This window comes from Pararhodospirillum photometricum DSM 122 (genome assembly GCF_000284415.1).
GTDB lineage: Bacteria > Pseudomonadota > Alphaproteobacteria > Rhodospirillales > Rhodospirillaceae > Pararhodospirillum > Pararhodospirillum photometricum.
In genome coordinates this window covers 3342061-3358849 of sequence record NC_017059.1, presented here as the reverse complement: position 1 = coordinate 3358849, position 16789 = coordinate 3342061, and the positions used below count along the sequence as shown (strand labels likewise).

General features: G+C 67.6%; 17 protein-coding genes. 8 read left to right on the top strand and 9 right to left on the bottom strand.

What is annotated here, in order from left to right:
* Window positions 1-78 precede the first annotated feature (78 nt).
* Window positions 79-933: an ABC transporter ATP-binding protein gene (locus RSPPHO_RS14975; RefSeq protein ID WP_014416061.1), complete on the top strand. Its 855-nt coding sequence runs from the start codon at window positions 79-81 to the stop codon at window positions 931-933.
* Window positions 930-1595: an ABC transporter ATP-binding protein gene (locus RSPPHO_RS14970; RefSeq protein WP_014416060.1), complete on the top strand. Its 666-nt coding sequence runs from the start codon at window positions 930-932 to the stop codon at window positions 1593-1595. The genes RSPPHO_RS14975 and RSPPHO_RS14970 overlap by 4 nt, the downstream gene beginning before the upstream one ends.
* A gap of 62 nt (window positions 1596-1657) precedes the next feature.
* Here RSPPHO_RS14970 and RSPPHO_RS14965 read toward each other — a convergent pair whose 3' ends face one another.
* Window positions 1658-3706 carry an amylo-alpha-1,6-glucosidase gene (locus RSPPHO_RS14965; protein WP_277905232.1) on the bottom strand — a complete coding sequence of 683 codons (2049 nt, stop codon included), beginning with the start codon at window positions 3704-3706 and terminating at the stop codon, window positions 1658-1660.
* A 201-nt stretch (window positions 3707-3907) separates the two neighbouring features.
* Here RSPPHO_RS14965 and RSPPHO_RS21595 point away from each other — a divergent pair, with 201 nt between their 5' ends.
* Complete coding sequence (locus RSPPHO_RS21595; RefSeq protein WP_014416058.1) at window positions 3908-4948, top strand: diguanylate cyclase domain-containing protein; 1041 nt, start codon at window positions 3908-3910, stop codon at window positions 4946-4948.
* The gene (locus tag RSPPHO_RS21590) at window positions 4945-5124 is read left to right on the top strand and encodes a diguanylate cyclase domain-containing protein (protein WP_014416057.1); all 180 of its coding nucleotides are present in this window, start codon (window positions 4945-4947) and stop codon (window positions 5122-5124) included. Before RSPPHO_RS21595 ends, RSPPHO_RS21590 begins: the two co-directional genes overlap by 4 nt.
* Window positions 5125-5177: 53 nt before the next feature.
* Here RSPPHO_RS21590 and parC read toward each other — a convergent pair whose 3' ends face one another.
* On the bottom strand, window positions 5178-7418 hold the full coding sequence (gene parC, locus RSPPHO_RS14955; protein WP_014416056.1) for a DNA topoisomerase IV subunit A: 2241 nt from the start codon (window positions 7416-7418) through the stop codon (window positions 5178-5180).
* 207 nt (window positions 7419-7625) lie between these two features.
* Between parC and RSPPHO_RS14950 the strand changes: the two genes are divergently transcribed.
* The 4 genes from RSPPHO_RS14950 to RSPPHO_RS14935 all read left to right on the top strand — a co-directional run bounded on the left by RSPPHO_RS14950 (window position 7626) and on the right by RSPPHO_RS14935 (window position 10470).
* Window positions 7626-8330, top strand: coding sequence for an ABC transporter permease (locus RSPPHO_RS14950; protein WP_041795754.1), 705 nt, complete (start codon window positions 7626-7628; stop codon window positions 8328-8330).
* Window positions 8331-8391: 61 nt separating this feature from the next.
* Window positions 8392-9111 (top strand): ABC transporter permease, encoded by a 720-nt coding sequence (locus RSPPHO_RS14945; RefSeq protein ID WP_014416054.1) that lies wholly within the window; start codon window positions 8392-8394, stop codon window positions 9109-9111.
* 1 nt (window position 9112) lies between these two features.
* Window positions 9113-9691 (top strand): hypothetical protein, encoded by a 579-nt coding sequence (locus RSPPHO_RS14940; RefSeq protein ID WP_014416053.1) that lies wholly within the window; start codon window positions 9113-9115, stop codon window positions 9689-9691.
* A gap of 164 nt (window positions 9692-9855) precedes the next feature.
* Window positions 9856-10470, top strand: a complete 615-nt coding sequence (locus RSPPHO_RS14935; RefSeq protein WP_014416052.1) for a 3'-5' exonuclease — start codon at window positions 9856-9858, stop codon at window positions 10468-10470.
* Between the two features lie 50 nt (window positions 10471-10520).
* Here the strand turns inward: RSPPHO_RS14935 and RSPPHO_RS14930 are convergent, their stop codons facing one another.
* The 7 genes from RSPPHO_RS14930 to glk form a co-directional block, all read right to left on the bottom strand.
* Entirely contained in the window at window positions 10521-11240 is a 720-nt protein-coding gene (locus RSPPHO_RS14930) for an alpha/beta fold hydrolase (RefSeq protein ID WP_041795752.1), read from the bottom strand.
* Window positions 11237-12100 (bottom strand): bile acid:sodium symporter family protein, encoded by an 864-nt coding sequence (locus RSPPHO_RS18410; RefSeq protein WP_041795750.1) that lies wholly within the window; start codon window positions 12098-12100, stop codon window positions 11237-11239. Before RSPPHO_RS18410 ends, RSPPHO_RS14930 begins: the two co-directional genes overlap by 4 nt.
* A gap of 67 nt (window positions 12101-12167) precedes the next feature.
* Window positions 12168-12785, bottom strand: coding sequence for a PqiC family protein (locus RSPPHO_RS14920; protein WP_014416049.1), 618 nt, complete (start codon window positions 12783-12785; stop codon window positions 12168-12170).
* Entirely contained in the window at window positions 12785-13147 is a 363-nt protein-coding gene (locus RSPPHO_RS21305; RefSeq protein ID WP_242390517.1) for an MlaD/PqiB family protein, read from the bottom strand. The genes RSPPHO_RS14920 and RSPPHO_RS21305 overlap by 1 nt, the downstream gene beginning before the upstream one ends.
* The gene (locus RSPPHO_RS14915) at window positions 13098-14408 is read right to left on the bottom strand and encodes a PqiB family protein (RefSeq protein ID WP_014416047.1); all 1311 of its coding nucleotides are present in this window, start codon (window positions 14406-14408) and stop codon (window positions 13098-13100) included. Before RSPPHO_RS14915 ends, RSPPHO_RS21305 begins: the two co-directional genes overlap by 50 nt.
* Window positions 14398-15672, bottom strand: coding sequence for a paraquat-inducible protein A (locus tag RSPPHO_RS14910; RefSeq protein ID WP_014416046.1), 1275 nt, complete (start codon window positions 15670-15672; stop codon window positions 14398-14400). Before RSPPHO_RS14910 ends, RSPPHO_RS14915 begins: the two co-directional genes overlap by 11 nt.
* Entirely contained in the window at window positions 15669-16652 is a 984-nt protein-coding gene (glk, locus tag RSPPHO_RS14905; RefSeq protein ID WP_041795748.1) for a glucokinase, read from the bottom strand. The genes RSPPHO_RS14910 and glk overlap by 4 nt, the downstream gene beginning before the upstream one ends.
* Window positions 16653-16789 lie beyond the last annotated feature (137 nt).

Here is a 16789-nt window from a genome sequence, read left to right as displayed (position 1 = left end):
CGTTGACCATGCCCCAGGAACGGAGGGGTCTGGGGAGGCGAGCCTCCCCAGCCTTCCCTTAAAAAAAGCCCCGAGCCCATGCCCCCCCTACTCGACCTTCGCACCCTCTGGATTGACTTCCCCGGCCCGGTCAGTGCCGTGCGCGGCGTCTCCCTAACCCTACACCGCGGCGAACGGCTGGCCCTGGTCGGCGAGAGCGGGGCGGGCAAATCCCTGACTGGTCGCGCCCTGCTGGGACTGCTCCCGGCCTCGGCGCGCTGGCGGGCCGAGCGCTTGACCTTCGACGGCCAGGACCTCACCACCGTGTCGGACAAAGGCTGGCGCACGATACGCGGGCGGCGCATCGCCATGATCCTCCAAGACCCCCGCTATAGCCTGAACCCGGTCATGCGGATCGACCTGCAACTGATCGAGGCCCTGCAAGCGAAGGACCCCCACGTGTCCCGGCGCGCCGCCCGGGAGCAGGCCCGCGCCGCTCTGGCCGCCGTCGGCCTCGACAACCCGGACCGGGTGATGGCGTCGTGGCCGCATCAGGTGTCGGGCGGCATGGGCCAGCGGGTGATGATTGCCATGATGGTGGCGCTGGGGCCCGACCTGCTGATTGCCGACGAGCCGACCAGCGCCCTCGACGCCACCGTGCAGCGCGACGTGTTGTCCCTGCTGGAGGCCCTGGGCCGCGAGCACGGCATGGGCTTGCTGTTCATCTCCCATGACCTGCCCCTGGTGGCCGAGTTTTGCGACCGCGTGGCGGTGATGTACGCTGGGCGCATCCTGGAAACCCTGCCAGCCAGCCAACTCTCGCACGCCCGCCACCCCTACACCCAAGGCCTGCTCGCTGCCCAACCGGACCCGCACCATCCACGGACCTGGCTCCCCACCCTGACCCGCGATCCGGCGTGGCGTGATGSCCCCCTGGAGGAGGAACGGCCATGATCGAGGTGCGCGATCTCCGGGTTTGGCATCACACGGCGGGCCGCCGAGTCGAGACAGTGCGCGGGGTGTCGTTCAGTGTGGCGCCGGGGGAAAGCTTCGGGCTGGTCGGCAACAGCGGGTGCGGCAAATCCACCGTGCTGCGCGCCTTGGTCGGGCTGGCGCCGGATTGGTCGGGTTCAGTGCGCCTGGGCGGCGTCGCCCCCAGTGACCTCAGCCCCAAGGCCTTGGCCCGCCGGGTGCAAATGGTCTTCCAAGACCCCTACGGCAGCCTTCACCCCCGCCATACCGTGGATCAGGCCTTGTCCGAGCCGTTGTTGATCCATGGCCTGGGCCGGGAGCGCGACGCGCGGGTCTGCCGAGCCTTGGCCGATGTCGGCCTTGATCCCCAGGTGCGGTTTCGTCTGCCCCACCAACTGTCCGGGGGGCAGCGCCAGCGGGTCGCCATTGCCCGCGCCTTGATGCTCGATCCGCCCCTGGTCCTGCTCGACGAACCGACCAGCGCCTTGGACGTGTCGGTCCAGGCCGAAATTCTCAACCTGTTACAACGCCTGCGCCACGAACGCGGCCTGACCCTGGTTCTGGTCAGCCATAACTTGGCGGTGGTCCACCACCTGACCGACCGCCGAGCCCGCATGCAAGACGGCCAACTCATCGAGCCCTGATCAACGGACCGCAGGGGTCTGGGGAGGCCCGCCTCCCCGGCCTTCCTTTTCTTTTGCCCCCCTCAACAACGCTCCCACCCCACCTCGTGCGCCTCTCCCCCCACCCTCAGTCCCCGCACCCTGACGAATGTCAGCCCCGCCGGCAGGCGCGGATCCTCCAGCCTCACCCGACCGGCCATCGGATCAAAGCCCAGGCCCAACGCCGCCCCCAACAAAGCCAGGGGAGCGGCGGCGGCCCAAGCCTGCGGGACGCAGGAGCCAGGGTAGGTGACGGGCGGGGTGCCCCGGCGGCGGGGGAAGCCGCAAAACAGTTCGGGCAAGCGCTGGTGCTCCAAGGCCGTGGCAGCGGCAATCAGCCCTTCCAGCAAGCGCACCGTCGCGTCTTTGTGGCCATAGCGCGCCAGCCCCAGGCCGATGAGGGCGGTGTCGTGCGGCCACACCGAGCCGTTATGATAGGAGAGCGGGTTATAGCGGGGCTCGCCAACCGCCAGAGTCCGCAGGCCCCAGCCGGAAAAGCTGGCATCGGTCATGAGGGTCTGGGCAAGGCGGGCGGCGCGCTCCGGGCTGGGCAGGCCGGCGAACAGCAGGTGGCCGGCGTTGGACGTGCGCACGCAACAGGGGCGCTTGTCGCCATCCAGGGCGAGGGCGTAGGTGCCCAGAGACTCGATCCAGAACGCATCTTCGACCTTTTGGCGCAAGGTCTCGGCCTCGGTTTCCAGGAGGCGGGCGCGTCCTGCGTCGCCAAGRGTGCGGGCCAGCCCGGCCGCCGCCCGCTTGGCGGCAAACACATAGCCCTGCACCTCGCACACCGCGAGGGGGCCTTGGGCCAGCCGGCCATCGGCGTGAAACACACTGTCGTCGCTGTCCTTCCAGCCCTGGTTGACCAAGCCGTCGTCGCAGCGCCGCCCGTACTCGACAAAGCCATCGCCATCGCGATCGCCGTGGTGATCGATCCAGGCCAAGGCCGCGTCCACCGCCGGCCACAGGGCGCGGGCAAACGCCCCGTCGCCGGTGCGCTCGACATAGGCCCCGGCCAACGCAACAAACAGCGGCGTTGCGTCCACGCTGCCGTAATAGCGGCCATAGGGCACCTCGCCCAGGGCGGCCATTTCGCCGTCGCGGCGCTCGTGCAAGATCTTGCCGGGCTCGGCGTCGGTGCGGGGCTCAAAGGTGGTGGCTTGGCACGCCGCCAAGACCTGCAAGACACCGCGCGCGATGTCGGGCGACTGCCAGAGCAGGAACCACGCGGTGAGCAGGCTGTCGCGGCCAAACAAGGTATTGAACCAGGGCAGGCCCGCCGCCGGATAGGAGCCGTGGGGGGTGGGGGTTTGCAGCCCGGCGAGGTCGTTGAGGGCACGCTCCAGCACCGCGTTGACCTTGGGGCAGGAGGTTTCCACGCGGGCGCCGCGAGCCCGCTCCAGTCGCACACGGCGCCGGGCGGTGCGCAGGGCTTGGGCAAAGCTCTGGGGCGCGTCCGAGGGCGGCAGAACGCTCACGCGCAGGGAAAGGACGGCCCGCTCGCCCGGGGCCAAGTCCAGGTGAAAGGTTGCACTGTCGCCGGTCAGGCGGGTTGGGGGCGGGCTGAAATCCAGGCGCGTGGCCCGGCGTTCGCCATCCAGGCCGGTGTAGGCCAGGGTAACGTGAAACGAACCTTGTTCTAGAGAATTGTTCTGGCCGCGCCGGGGGCGGGAGAAGCCCCGGACCTCGAACAGGTCGGCAAAGTCGGCGGCAAACTCCAGGCAGATTTCCAGCGCTTGCGGGGTCGGGCTGAAGGCCTGAACCTTCAGACAGCCGTGCAGGACCCCCGCTTCCAGGACCAGGGCGCTGCGGAGATGGATCTGGCCGCGTCCCAGGCCCTCAAGGTCGGGGTTGGTCATCTCGGCCACGAGTACGGTGGTGTCATCGCTGACCGTGGCGCCCAGCGTCAGGGGGCGCGCGCCGTTGATCCCGATCTCAAGGCGGGAGAGGTGGCGGGTTTCCCGATGATAGAAGCCGAGCGCGCTGTCCGGCCCAGCAAAAATCTCGCCGCTTTGCGCAAACACCGCAACACTGGTCCCCCCCTTCAGCGTGTGGGGCCGGGCCGTATGTAAGGCAGCACTGGCGGGGGTCATCAGCCTTCTTCCCCTTTTGGGTGGGGCGCAGAGCGAGTATATCACAGCCAGGGGGGGCTTTGGGACGGGTAACGCGGGGCTGCCGCCCCGGGCCCCGCCTGGGGCGATGCCCCAGACCCCCYTTTTTCTTCTGTTCATGGCCCTCCCCGCCCCCCTCCTTTTGAAAAAGCACGCTTTTCAAAAAGGAGGGGGGCCGGTGCGGTGGAGCGCCCTCCCAACGCCATCGCGAGCCCCGACACCCTGCGCCGCGCCGGTGGCGGGACCTTCGTGGTGGAACGGGCCCGGCCCGGCTTTGCCGGTGGCAGCGCCGAGATGGCGATGGCGCTGGGCCTCGACGGCAGCGACGCGGTGCTGGTCGGCATCACCCCATTGCGCGGCGCCACCTTTCTCGACACCTTGGCGCGGACCCAGGTCGGGCGAACCGGTGGACTGACGCTGGTCGCCCCCGCCGACGGGATCTTCCTCGCCGCCTCGGACATGGAGAGCGAACTGCGCTCAGTCCCGACCGAGGGACAACATCGCCAGCATGACTTGGCGATGCAGGGGTTTCGCGGCGTCGGCATCGACACCCGGACCGATGGCGTGCAGGAGCTTGCGGCCATCGCCTCGGTGCCGAGTCCCGGCTGGTTTGTCGTCGCCCGCATCCCAACCAAGGAGATTTTCGAGCCGGCCGACACAATCCAGAAATTTACCCTGCGCACCGCGCTGATCTCAGGCCTGATCCTGTCGCTGGTGCTGATCGCCGCCGCCCGCCATCAGTTCCGTCACCTGCGCCGCGCCGCCGCTCACGCCGACCTGATGACCCTGGGCCAGCAGCCGTTCGAATGCCTGCCGGTGGCGGGCAATGACGAAGTCGGCCACCTCACCGCCGCCTTCAACCGCCTGCTCAGTGCGCTGCTGGCCAGCCGGGCCGAGATGGAGCGCCTCGCCCTGTCCGATAGCCTGACCGGCCTCCCCAACCGCAAACAGTTCAACGACAGCCTGGAGCGGGCACTGGCCGAAGCCCGCCGCCATGGCGGCCCGGTCGCGGTATTCTTCATCGATCTCAATGGCTTCAAACCGATCAACGACACCTTCGGTCACGAGGCCGGCGACGAGGTGCTCCGTCAGGTCGCCCATCGCCTGTCTCAAGTGATCCGGCGCGAGGACCTGCTGGCCCGAATCGGCGGCGATGAATTCGCCCTGCTGCTCAACCCTCCCCCACCACGACCGGAAGCGACCTTGCCGCCGACCTCGCCTTGATCGCCGAGAAGTGTCAGGCCGCCCTGGCCGCCCCGATCCCCTACAAGGACCACACGCTGCGCATCGGCCTGTCGATTGGCAGCGCCCGCTTCCCCACCGACGCCACCACCGCCGCCGCCCTCCTCGCCCACGCCGATCAGGCCATGTACCACGCCAAACACGGCCGAAACACCTAGGCCCCGAGGGGTCTGGGGAGGCCGCCGCCTCCCCAGCCTTCCTTTCTTAACTCCTACACCCCCTCAAACCGGTTATTCCGCGGGAACCCCTGCGGCGGATTGCGCCCTTGGCCGGCGCGGTCGCCGAGCCACGGGGTGAGGTCGGTCTCGTGGCGGGTGCGTTCGCCGGACGGCCACGTCAGGCCGGCGGCGAGATCGAAGGTCTTGAGATCGGACAGGGTGGCTTCCTTGTAGCGCTGCAAGATCACCCCCTTGCCCCGGGTCATGACGGGGATTTGGGTCAGGGGGAAGACCAGCAACTTGCGATTGCTGCCAACCACAGCCACGTGGTCGCCCTGGACCGGATGGCACAAGACCGCGCGTTCGCCCTCGCCAAGCGTCAGGACCTGACGCCCGGCGCGGGTCTGGGCCAGCACCTCGCGCTCTTCCACGACAAAACCCCGGCCCGAGGAACTGGCCAGGATCAGGCGCCGCTCGGGGGCATGGACGAACAGGGCGACGATCTCGGCATCGGCGGGCACGTCCACCATCAGGCGGATGGGCTCGCCAAAGCCGCGACCGCGCGGCACCCGGTCGGCGCCCAGGGTGAAGAAGCGGCCGGTGGTGTCGAACACCAGGAGTTTGTCGGTGGTCTGGGCCTGGACCGTCCACACCAGGACGTCGCCGTCCTTGACCTTCACATCGTCGGTGGAGGTCTGGTGGCCCTTGACGGCGCGCAGCCAGCCCATGCGGGTTAAATAGATGGTGATGGGCTCGCGCTCGATCAGCGCCTCGATGGGCACGACCACGGCGCTCGGCGCTTCGGCGAGCCCGGTGCGGCGGGCGCCCAGTGCGGTCTTGGGGCCGAAGGTGGTGCGTACGTGGCGGATTTCGTCGGCGATGGCGGCGCGGCGCAGGGTTTCGTCGGCCAGCAAGGCCTGGAGCCGGGCTTGTTCGGCCGAGAGTTCCTCGTGCTCGCGGCGCAGTTCCATTTCTTCCAGGCGGCGCAAGGAGCGCAAGCGGGTGTTGAGGATAGCTTCGGCCTGAACGTCGGTCAGGGAGAAATGCTGGCACAGCACGGGCTTGGGCTCGTCTTCCTCGCGGATGATGCGGATCACCTCATCCAGGTTGAGGTAGGCGATCAACTGGCCGGCCAGCACCTCCAAGCGGTGGGCGATCTTGCCCAGGCGGTGCTGGCTGCGACGCTCCAGAACGATCAGCCGGTGGGCGATGAAAGCGGCCAGAACCTCCTTCAAGGACATCACGCGCGGCACGCCGTCGCCGTCGAGGACGTTCATGTTGAGGTTGAAGCGGATTTCCAGATCGGTAAGCCGGAACAACTGCTCCATCAGGGTTTCCGGCTCGACCGAGCGGCTGCGCGGCTCGAGAACGAGGCGGACCACGTCGGTCGATTCGTCGCGCACGTCGGCGAGAATCGGCAGCTTGCGCGAGGTGATCAACTCGGCAATGCGCTCGATGAGCCGGGCCTTTTGCACCTGATAGGGAATCTCGGTGACCACGATCTGATAGAGACCGTGCGACAGGGGTTCCTTGGTCCAGCGGGCCCGCACCCGCATGGCGCCGCGCCCGGTACGGTAGGCGGTGCGTAGGGTCTCGGCGTTTTCGGTGAGCAGGCCGCCGGTGGGGAAGTCGGGCCCTTTGACGTAGGTCAGCAGGGCGTCGGTATCGGCCTCGGGATGGTCGATGAGGTGGAGAACGGCGTCGCAGACCTCGGCAGCATTGTGGGGCGGGATGTTGGTGGCCATGCCCACGGCAATGCCGGTGGAGCCATTGGCCAGCAGATTGGGAAAAGCGCCCGGCATGACCAGGGGCTCTTCGTCCTCGCCGTCGTAGGTCGGGCGGAAATCGACGGCATCCTCGTCGAGTCCCTCCATCAGGACCTGGGCAACCAGGGTCAGGCGGGCTTCGGTGTAGCGCATGGCGGCGGCGTTATCGCCGTCGATGTTGCCGAAGTTGCCCTGGCCCTCGACCAGGGGATAGCGCGCGGCAAATTCCTGGGCAAGGCGGACCAGGGCCTCGTAGACGGCGCTATCACCGTGGGGGTGATATTTACCGATGACATCGCCGACAACGCGGGCGCATTTCTTGAAGCCCGACCCGGGGTCGAGCTTGAGCAAGCGCATCGCGTAGAGCAAACGGCGATGGACCGGCTTGAGACCGTCACGCACATCGGGCAACGACCGCGAGACAATGGTCGAAAGGGCATACGCTAGGTAGCGCTCCGACAGGGCCTCGGAAAGCGGGGTCTCGCGGATGTCCTGGGGGGGCGGATCGACGGGGGCGCCCTTTTTCATACGGTCTTTACTCCAGTCGCGACAAAAAGGCCGGCGGGCATCTTAGTGCCGTGGGGCCACGCGGCAAGCCCCCTGCAAAAAAACAAAAAGGGAAAGGTTGGGGAGGCGCGGCCTCCCCTGACCCCTCTTTCACGCAGAGCGCTTCCCAACGCGCTCAAAACCCCTCACACTGCGCCCAGTCAGACCGGGAGGGCGCGCGAGGCGAGCATGGATTTTCAAGGATATGGGCCCCTGTTGATTGCCGGGGCAGGCATGACGGCGCGTCTGGCCCTGGGCGCGTTGATTGTGGGCATCATCTTGGGCCTGATCGGAGCGTCCCTGAAACTGTCGGGAAGTCGCCTCGCTCGGGCTATTGGCAATGCCTACACCGACTTGTTCCGGGGCCTGCCCGAGTTGCTGGTGGTGCTGATCATCTATTACGGCGCCGAGGCGGCGGCCCGGGCTCTCCTCAATGATGGCTTGGGGCTAGGCCTGGATATTTCCTTCAGTCCTTATCTGGGGGGGGTGGCCGCTCTCGGGCTGATTTTTGGGGCCTATGCCAGCGAGGTGTTTCGCGGCGCCGTCATGGCCATTCCCCGAGGACACGTGGAGGCGGCCAAGGCGTTTGGCATGGGCTCGGTCCTCACCTACCGGCGCATCATCTTGCCCCAAGTGTGGCGGGTGGCCCTGCCGGGCCTGGGCAACTTGTTCCTGGTGACCCTCAAGGACACGGCCCTGGTTTCGGTCATTGGTCTTGAGGAGTTGATGCGCGCCGCCAATACCGCTGGGCGTTCAACGCGGGAGTACTTCACCTTTTTGCTCGCGGCCGCCGGGTTGTATCTGCTGCTGACCGTCGTGACCATGGTGGTGCTGCATTTCCTGGAGCGCCGCGCCAATCGCGGCCACCTGGGGGCGACGGGGCGCGCAGGATGAGAGAAGCAGGAAGGGACCGTGGTGTCATGCCTCAAGAGAGAGTCCTGGGCGGAGAGGGATCATGAGAGTCGATCTGATCGCCGATTTTCTGCCCCGCATGCTCATGCAGGGCCTTCCCGTCACCTTGTCGTTGGTGGCCCTGGCGGTGTTTATCGGCTTTTTTATTGCCATTCCCACGGCGTTGTTGCGGGTGCATCCCTTGGCAGCGGTGCGAGCGGTCCCGTATGCGTATATTTTCTTTTTTCGGGGCACGCCGCTCCTCATCCAGATCGCCCTAGTCTACTATGGCCTCTCCACGTTGTCTTGGGTGCGCCACAGTCCGATTCTCTGGTCCGTCTTGCGCGAGCCCTACTGGTGCGCCATCATTGCCTTCTCCCTCAACACGGGAGCGTATTCGGCCGAAATCCTGCGCGGGGCCATCCAGGCTATCCCGCGCGGCGAGGTTGAGGCGGCGCAGGCGATCGGCATGCGCGGCTGGCTTTTGATCCGCCGCATCATTCTCCCGCGCGCCTTCCAAATCGGTCTGCCCGCCTATGGCAACGAAATGATCCTGATGGTCAAGGGCAGCGCCCTCGCTTCGACCATCACCTTGCTCGACATCACCGGGGTGGCACGCAACCTCTATGCCCGGCATTACGCCCCTCTGGAGGCCTTCGTGACGGCGGGCGTCATTTATCTGGTGCTGGTGGCCTTGCTCACCCGGGCCCTGCGCCTGATGGAGCGCCGGCTGTCGCGCCACCTGCTGGGACCGCAAGAAACCGAACTGGCCCAGGACCGCTGACGTGCCGCCCTCGCCCCGCCCTCCCGCCGCCCCTGCCCGGCGGTCACGCCCTGGTGTCACCCCCTTGGTGATTCCGGGGCGCCTTGCCTCGGCGTGGGCGTATGGCGTCACGGCGGCCTTGTTTGGCCTCGTCGCCCTGGGGATCCTCGGGGTGGGAGGGGCGCGGGCCCTGCCCTGGCTGCCCGTGCTCCTGCTGCCGACCCTGGGCCTGGGGGGGCAGGCCTGGGGCCACGCGGTGCTGCGCATTGAGGTCAGTCTGGCCGGCGTACGCCTGCAAGCCCCGGGAGAGATCTTCGGGCTGTTCGTGCCGCCCCTGCGGCGCCACCGCTTCATCTGGACCGAGGTCGAGGAGATCCGCTTGCTAGAAGGCCTGCGCGATCGCCATCACGGCCTCCTCGACCGCGCCTTCGAGCCCCTGGGCGGGGTGTTGCTGATCCGGGCCAAGGGGGAAACTGTGCGCCTCACGTGGCCCATGCTGCGCGGCCAACTCCTGGACGTGGCCGAGTTGGTCTCGGTGGGGGCCGACAAGCCGGTTCATGGCTTTGGCGAGCCCTTTCTTCCGGGCATGCCTGAGCGCTAAGTTTGTCAGGGAAAAGTGGGCACCGCTTTTCCCGAAAAGACAAAGACGAACGGCGTCTGCCGTGACTGATCCGGGTTTTCGTTCACAGAGAAGGCTGGGGAGGCAGGCCTCCCCAGACCCCTCACTCCGTTAAAGAGTAAAGGCGCAGCGGCGGGAGCAGAGCCATGAAACGCTCAGGTGCCGGCATCCCCGAAACCCCCATCCCCCGCCCGGACGAGGTGGGCGCGGTGTCGGCCATCGCCATCGACTTTGAAACGGCCAGCACCAGCCGCGCCAGCGCCTGTGCTGTGGGCTTGGCCTGGGTCGCCAACGACCGGGTGGTTCACACCGCCCACCGTTTGATCCGCCCCCCCGAGCTGCGTTTTGACCCCTTCGCCATCTCAATCCACGGCATTCGGCCCGAGATGGTCGTGGACAAGCCCGAATTTCCCGAAATCTGGCGGGAGATCGCCCCACATCTCGGCGGAGCGCTGCTCTTGGCCCACAACGCGGCCTTCGACATGAGCGTGCTGCGGGCCATCTTGGAGGTGTACGGCCTGCCCCGGCCCACCGTGCGCTCGTTGTGCACGGTCAAGGTCGCCCGCCACGTCTGGCCCGCCCTGCCCCACCACCGTCTGCCCGACGTCGCCGGCCACCTCGGCATCCGGCTGCATCACCACAACGCGGCCAGCGATGCCGGCGCCTGTGCCGAAATCGCCCTGAGCGCGGCCCGCGCCCGCGCCTTGCCGGGCGTCACGGCGCTGCCCGAACACCTTGGGATCGTGCCGGGGTGGCTTTGACGGGACTGTCGGCGGAAGAAGCGGCCCCCCCGCCTTTCCCCCTGCGGCAGCTAGCCGACGATTTGCTCCAAGGTCTCGGCGAGCCCCTGGGGAGCGGTGACCATGGCATCGTGGCCGGTGGGCAGATCGACGATCGGCCACCCATAGCTGCGCACCCGTGCCCGCGAGATCTCGAGGGGGCCATACAAGGGATCGCTGCACACCACATAAGACAGAGGCACGCCGGCCCCGACCGGGCGCGACAACGAGACGCTGGAGCGATAGCTGTCGAGGGGATGGGGGGTCATGCGGGCCTCGATCCAGGCGGCAGCTTCGGGATCGCGCACGCCGAAAGCCCGGGCGGGGGGCACCGGCAGGCTCACCCCGCCGCTAGCGCGCGCGGCGGCCAGGATACGGGTGTTGACGATATCGGGATCCATGCGGTCGAAGGTGGTTTCGTCGCTTTCCAGGATGTGGGCATCCAGAAACACCAAGTGACGCAAGCGCTCGGGCACGCGGTCGGCCACGCCGCTGATGACCGCCCCGCCGAAGCTGTGCCCGACCAGCACGACGTCGGTCAGGCTCTCCCAGATCAGATGGTTGACGATATCGTTGACGAAGACCGCGAGGGTAATCCCTGGGGCGAGGAGATGGGAGCGCTCGCCCAAACCGGTCAAGGTGGGGGCCGTCACCTGATGGCCCCGGGCCCGCAGCAGGGCGACAACTCGTTCCCAGCACCAGCCCCCATGCCACGCACCATGAACAAGAACAAAACAGGTGGGGCGGGTCATGGGAGAGTCTCCGAAAGCACGGTGCGCCGCCGCATGAGTGCAACGAACGGCAGAGCCGTCAAGTTCATCACCAGGGCGTAAAGAATGGCGGGAACCACCATGTCGGGCCGCCCCAGCACCGAGGTCGCAATGAAAATGGCCAACGCCGCGTTTTGCAAGCCACATTCCAGGGTAATAGCAATGCCATCGGCGCGACCCAGACGCAAGGCCCCGGCCGTGAGCAAGCCCAAGGTCATGGTGCCCAGGTTCAAGGCCAGGACCAGGGGGCCAATCTCGGCGACGTGATCCATCATGCCCTGGCGCAGCCCGACAAAGGCGCTGATCACGATCACAACAAAAATGCCGGTGGACAACCGGTGGCACCAGGGACGCAGACGGGCGGCCAGGGCGGGCCCGCGGTGACGCAGGAGCATGCCCAGCGCCATGGGCACCCCGGACACGCCGAACACGCTGCCCAGAACCTGGCCCAAGGGCATGGTGACCTCGTGGCTTTGGCCCAGCACCACACTTTGCGCCACGCCGACGATCAGCGGCAAGGTCAGCAGACTGGCCATGCTGGTGATCGCGGTCATGGAAATGGACAGGGCCGCACTGCCCCCGGCCAGCATGGTGAGGAGATTGGAGCTGATCCCCCCCGGGCAGGCGGCAATCAGGATCAAGCCCAGGGCAAAATCGGGACGGCCGTCGTACAGCGCGACCAGCCCCACCGCCAAGAGCGGCAACACTACCATCTGGTTGAGCAGCCCGACCCCCAGCGGCACCGGCAAGCGGAACACCCGGGTGAAGTCCTGGAGGGTCAGCCCAAGACCGATGGAAAACATGATGAACGCCAACCCCAGGGGGAGCAACTGGGCGATCATAAAACCTCCTTGTGACACGCAAAACGAGATACCTGGGGGAGACCGCGCCTCCCCAGCCTTCTCTTTCTTACCGCCGCGGCTCGGCCTCACACGCTCCTCCCTCGCCCCGGGTAAAGGCATCAAGGCTGGCGGCAAGGAGGATCGCGATCTGCCCGGCACTCCGCCCCAAGGCGGCCACGGCGGCGTCGGCGGTGGGAGCGCTCACGGGGGTTTCCACGAGACGGCGGCACGCCAGCGGCGGGCCATCGGGCAGGCGGCGGACGGTCCAGGACGCTTCGACCCGCGCCTGATCGCCCGCCTCGAAGCGCTCGATCCGCACGGCGAGGCGCAGCAAGGGCAGCCGGGTCGAGCGGGGATCGACGGGCGCTCGGTAGACATCTTGGGCGCCGAGCCCCGCCCACAGGGCATCGGCCAGGATCTGGCGCATTTCATCGGGCAAGGGAGCGGCCCAGCGCTCGCTCTCGCGCACGCTCAAGGGCGCGCCGCTCGGCTCGAGAACGAGATCGAGGCGGTTCAGACGCTCGGGAAAGACCACGGGCAGCAGTTCGACCAACACCCGAGCCTCGCCCCCGGTCGCTGGGGGAAAGTCGGCCGCCAGCACGTGGAGGCGGCGCGGCGGCGACTCGGCGCAGGCCCCAAGCAGGGCCACCACCAGGGAAACAAGCAAGAAAGGGCGAAAGGTCATCAGTTGGACTCCCGGCGGCCGCGCAGAAGGGATTCGGGCTGGGACTCAACGGTATCGGCTAGGGTGCGCAAGGCCCGCGCGGCGTCGCCCAGGCCCTGGAGGGTCTGGCGCAAGTCCTGTTGCAGGGGGGCATCGGGGGAAGTGGCACCGCGCAGGGCCTCGATCGTCTGGCGTAGTTCGCGCAAGGCGTCACGCACCTCGGGCAGCACGGCCTTGTCGGTGCGGGCCAAGGTGGTGTCCAAGCGCGCCACCGTCGCATTCAAGGTGGTCATCAAGACGTGCGCATCCTCCCCCAGGGTATCGAAGGGGATCTTACTGACCTTGCGCAGCACGGCTTGAATCTGCTGGGTGATCTCCTGCATGTCGCCCTTGACCGTGGGCAGTTCCGGCGGGTCGGCCTTGGGATCGTAGGCCACCCGGGGGGGCGTCGGGGAAGAAATCGACGGCCACGAACAGCTTGCCGGTCAGCAGGCTGTCCGAGCGCAGTTGGGCGCGCAGGCCGTGGTCGATCTGCTGGGCCAGACTTTCGGTGCCGTGGGCCAGCAGGTCGCGGGCGCCGCCGGCCAGGGTTTCCAACTGGTCGGGATAGATCTCGCCCTCGACCACCGGCACGAAATCGCGGCTTCGGGGCTCGTAGACCAGCCGAATGGCCTTGACCCGACCGACCTCGACGCCGCGCAAATCCAGGGGCGCGCCGACCTCGAGGCCACGCACCGACTGATTGAAGCGCATGAGGACGCTAAAGGCCCCCTCGTGGACCGGCTCCAAGGCGCTCGACCGGTTGCGCGACAGCGGGAAGGAGGCCCCCTCGGAGATGAAGTCGTCGGCCCCGGGATCGTCAGGGGTCTCGAAGGCGATGCCCCCCATCAAGATGGCGGCCAGGGATTGGGTATCGACCCGCAGCCCCCGGGCATCCAAGCTAAAATCAATACCGCTTGCATGCCAAAAGCGGGTGCCAACGGTCACGAACCGGTCATAAGGGGCGTGGACGAAGATGCCAATGCTCACCCCGCGCCCCCGGGGGTTGAGGACCACGCCCTCGACCTGCCCGACCGGCAGGCGCCGGAAAAACACGGGCGCGCCAACATCAAGGGAGCCGGAGTCCTCGGCCTCCAATTGAAAGCGCCGCCCCGGCAGGTCGGTCGCGATCACCGGGGGCGTTTCCAGGCCGGTGAAACGCTCGGCGGTGTCGCTGGCCCGTCCGCCCTCGGCGGCGATGTAGGCCCCCGACATCAGGGTCTCCAGACCCGAAATGCCCGAGCCGGCAAAGCGCGGGCGCACCACCCAAAAGCGGCTGTCGCGGGCGGTGAACGAGCGGGCTTCCTTGGCCAGTTCAATCATGACCTCAACATGGGAACGGTCGGGGGCCAGATGCACCGCAGTGACCTGACCGATTTCCACATCCTTGACCTTGACCCGGGTCTTGCCGGCTTCGATCCCCGTGGCGGCCTGGAAGGTCACCACGATGCTGGGGCCCCGATCAATCACGGTTTTGTAAAGCAGGGACAGGCCGACCAAGGCGGCCAGAACGGGCACGCTCCACACCCAGGAGACCCGCCAACGCCGGGGCGGGCGGACATCGGGCTGGACGGCGGTGGGCACAGAAAAGTCATCAGGGGCCATGGTCGGTCTCGTCGGGATCCCACATCAACCGGGGATCAAAGCTGTGGACGGCCAGCATGGTGAGGATCACCACTGCCCCGAACGCCGCCGCGCCGGGACCAGCCTCAATGCGGGCCAGGGCCTGAAAGCGGACCAAGCCGACCATCAAGGTGACCACGAACACGTCGAGCATGGACCAGCGGCCAATGGCATCGACGAGGGCGAACAGACGCAAGCGGGTATGGCGCCGCCCGGCCCAGCGCCGATGCGTCGAGGTGATCAAGAAGGCCAACGCCGCCATCTTTACCAAGGGAATCAGAACACTGACACTAAAGATCAGGATGGCCAGTTCCGGCGATCCCGTCTCCCAAAAATAGACCACCCCGCTCAGGATGGTATCCCTTTTTTCCCCCTTGAGGGTCGTTGTTTGCATTACCGGGAGCAAATTGGCCGGAACATACAAAATCACCGCCCCCAGCAGCAGGGCGCCAACCCGCTGAAGGCTGGCGGGCTTGCGCGGGTGTATGGGCGCGTGGCAGCGCGTGCACGGGCCGACATGGGCCCGGGGATGCAGTTGGCCACACGTCTCGCAGGCCACCAGACCGGCAGCCCGGGCCGACACCAAGGCCGGCGGCGCCTGGGGAGACGGCGCGGCCTCCCCGGAGGAAGACGCTCCCGCCTCCCCCGCCCGGTTCCACAAGAAGCGGGGGTCAAAGGTCAGGATCGGCACCAAAAGCACGGTCAGCGCGGCAAAGGCCCACAGCGCCGGACCGGGCAGGATCTGGGTCTGGGCCGATAGCTTGACCAAGGCGACCAGCACCCCCAGCATGAACACCTCGACCATGCCCCAGGGCCGCAAGGCCAGGATCAGGCGCAAGGCCGGAGCAAACCAGACCGGCCGCTCGCCACGACTCCAGCCCAGCAGCACCGCCGCCAGCAAGCCCAGATCCAGCACGGGAAAAACCACGGTGGTCAGCGCCGCCAGCATCCCCACCAGCGGCTCCCCCTCCTCGACCAACAAGACAATGGCGCCGATCAAAGTGGTGGAACTGGCCAGCCCGCGAAACTGGATCTCGACGATGGGGGTGGTGTTGGCGATGCCCCCCAGGATCAGGGCCCCCAGCACCAAGGCCAGCATCTGCGAGGGGGAGAACCGGGAGCGGGTATAAAGACGGCTGCCGCAGCGCAGACAATGGGCGCTCGCCCCGGGAGCGATCTCGGTGCGCAGATACACGGTATCGCAAGCGGGGCAGGCCCCCAGCCGGTCCAGGGCGGCGGGCGTCATGGCTGGTCAACAAGCCCGGCAAGGCCGACGAAGGCAGGATAGGGATGGGCCACCAACACCCGGGGCACCGCCTCCAGACGGTCTTGAAAGCGGCCCTTGCCGGCAAGACGCCGGACAAACGGCGAGGCCTTGAGGGGTTCGACGCAGCGCGGCAAAATCCCCCCCATCAGCCACACCCCCCCCCAGGCCCCGGTCGAGAGCACCAGATTGCCCGCCACCGTGCCCAGAAAGGCAAAAAACAGCGACACCGCCTCGGCCCGCACCGGACAGCGGCCGTTGATCCCGTCGGTCATCACGTCGGCCGGCTGCTCGTTGGGCACGGCGGGCAGGCCCGCAAGGCGGCGCACGGCGGGCAGGCCCGCAAGGCGGCGCACGGCGGCGGCTAGATTGACAAGACCCGGCCCCGACACCGCCCGCTCGGCCGAGACATGGCCAAAGGCCTCGGCCAGGGCGGCAATCACCTGGGCCTCGCGCCGGGTGGTGGCGGCCAAGGTGACATGCCCGCCCTCGGTCGCCAGGGCCTCGCGCCCCCCGGGCAGCAAAACCGCCACCCCGAGGCCAGTTCCCGGGCCCAGCACCGCCACCGGCGCACCCGGCGTGTAAGGGGCCTGGGTCTCGTCAAGCCGCACCAGCGACGCCGCCGGCAGGTGGGGCACGGCCAGGGCATTGGCCACAAAGTCGTTGACCACAGTGAACGCTTCCAGCCCCAGGGCGGCGGCGGTCTCGCCCCGGGAGAACGACCATGTGGGGCGATTGGTCACCGACACCTGATCCCCCTCAACCGGACCGGGCAGGCAGGCGGCGGCTCGGGTTGGCCGGGGCTCGGAAGGCGTCAGCGTGGCGTCGAGGTAGGCGCGGGCAGCGGCGACAAAATCGGGGAAGTCGTCACAGGGGAAGATCCGCTCGTCGCGCCAGCCGCCGTTGGCCGTGAGGGCGAAGCGGGCATTGGTGGCGCCGATATCGGCGATGAGTCCGGTCATGACGGTCCTTCCTAAGCGCTGCGGGGTCCACCCTTTTGGCGAGGCCAACACAGGAGCCGGCCGGGGAAGTGGGCCTCCTCGGACCTCTCTTGTTCCTCGCCTGATGTCACGCCCTCCTTCCCCCGAAAGGGACCGTT